Genomic DNA, 1,629 nt, shown 5'->3' with positions numbered 1-1,629 from the left:
AATTCGTAAATAACTACGAATTACCAATTAGCAATTACTAATTACTTTCAGGTGGGCCATCCTGGACTCGAACCAGGGACCTCACCCTTATCAGGGGTGCGCTCTAACCACCTGAGCTAATAGCCCATATCTTTATATACGAACCAAATCATAGTTTGAAAGCCAAGAACAAATGTCTGCGACCGACCTAGGAATGACCATCTCTATATCTATTTGCTGTTTGCTTTCGATATTTGAGGGGTGTAGGTCTCCCTAAAAGGAGGTGATCCAGCCACACCTTCCGGTACGGCTACCTTGTTACGACTTCACCCCAGTCACCAGCACTGCCTTAGGCATCCCCCTCTCCGAAAAGTTGGGGTAATGACTTCGGGCGTTGCCAGCTTCCATGGTGTGACGGGCGGTGTGTACAAGGCCCGGGAACGAATTCACTGCAGTATGCTGACCTGCAATTACTAGCGATTCCTCCTTCACGCAGGCGAGTTGCAGCCTGCGATCTGAACTGAGCCACGGTTTACGGGATTAGCTTGCATTCGCATGCTTGCTGCCCTCTGTCCGTAGCATTGTAGTACGTGTGTAGCCCAAGACGTAAGGGGCATGCTGACTTGACGTCATCCCCACCTTCCTCCGGTTTGTCACCGGCAGTCTCTCTAGAGTGCCCACCCGAAGTGCTGGCAACTAAAAACGAGGGTTGCGCTCGTTGCGGGACTTAACCCAACATCTCACGACACGAGCTGACGACAGCCATGCACCACCTGTGTTCGCGCTCCCGAAGGCACTCTCCCCTTTCAAGGAGATTCGCGACATGTCAAGTCTTGGTAAGGTTCTTCGCGTTGCATCGAATTAAACCACATACTCCACCGCTTGTGCGGGCCCCCGTCAATTCCTTTGAGTTTCACACTTGCGTGCGTACTCCCCAGGCGGGATACTTAACGCGTTAGCTACGGCACGGCTCGGGTCGATACAAGCCACGCCTAGTATCCATCGTTTACGGCTAGGACTACTGGGGTATCTAATCCCATTCGCTCCCCTAGCTTTCGTCCCTCAGTGTCAGTTGCGGCCTAGCAGAGCGCTTTCGCCACCGGTGTTCTTCCTGATCTCTACGCATTTCACCGCTACACCAGGAATTCCCTCTGCCCCGAACGCACTCTAGCAATGTAGTTTCCACTGCTCTTATGAGGTTGAGCCTCACTCTTTAACAGCAGACTTACATCGCCACCTGCGGACGCTTTACGCCCAATCATTCCGGATAACGCTTGCATCCTCCGTATTACCGCGGCTGCTGGCACGGAGTTAGCCGATGCTTATTCCTCAGGTACCGTCATTGTGTTCTTCCCTGAGAAAAGAGGTTTACGACCCAAGAGCCTTCCTCCCTCACGCGGTATTGCTCCGTCAGGCTTTCGCCCATTGCGGAAAATTCCCCACTGCTGCCTCCCGTAGGAGTCTGGGCCGTGTCTCAGTCCCAGTGTGGCTGATCATCCTCTCAGACCAGCTACTGATCGTCGCCTAGGTGCGCTATTACCACACCTACTAGCTAATCAGACGCGAGCTCATCTTCAGGCAGCAAGCCTTTCACCTCTCGGCACATTCGGTATTAGCCACCGTTTCCAGTGGTTGTCCCGAACCTGAAGC

At 53.2% G+C, this 1,629-nt stretch carries 1 tRNA gene and 1 rRNA gene; both read right to left on the bottom strand.

The window, feature by feature from the left end:
- Positions 1 to 52: 52 nt before the first annotated feature.
- Positions 53 to 126 (bottom strand) — tRNA-Ile (locus IQ246_RS29800).
- 129 nt (positions 127 to 255) lie between these two features.
- Positions 256 to 1,629: ribosomal RNA gene (locus IQ246_RS29795) — 16S ribosomal RNA — on the bottom strand; the annotation flags it as partial.

The sequence above is a fragment of the aff. Roholtiella sp. LEGE 12411 genome, assembly GCF_015206995.1.
GTDB lineage: Bacteria > Cyanobacteriota > Cyanobacteriia > Cyanobacteriales > Nostocaceae > Komarekiella.
The sequence above is the reverse complement of the archived record's forward strand: the minus strand, read 5'-3'. Positions and strand labels throughout refer to the sequence as shown.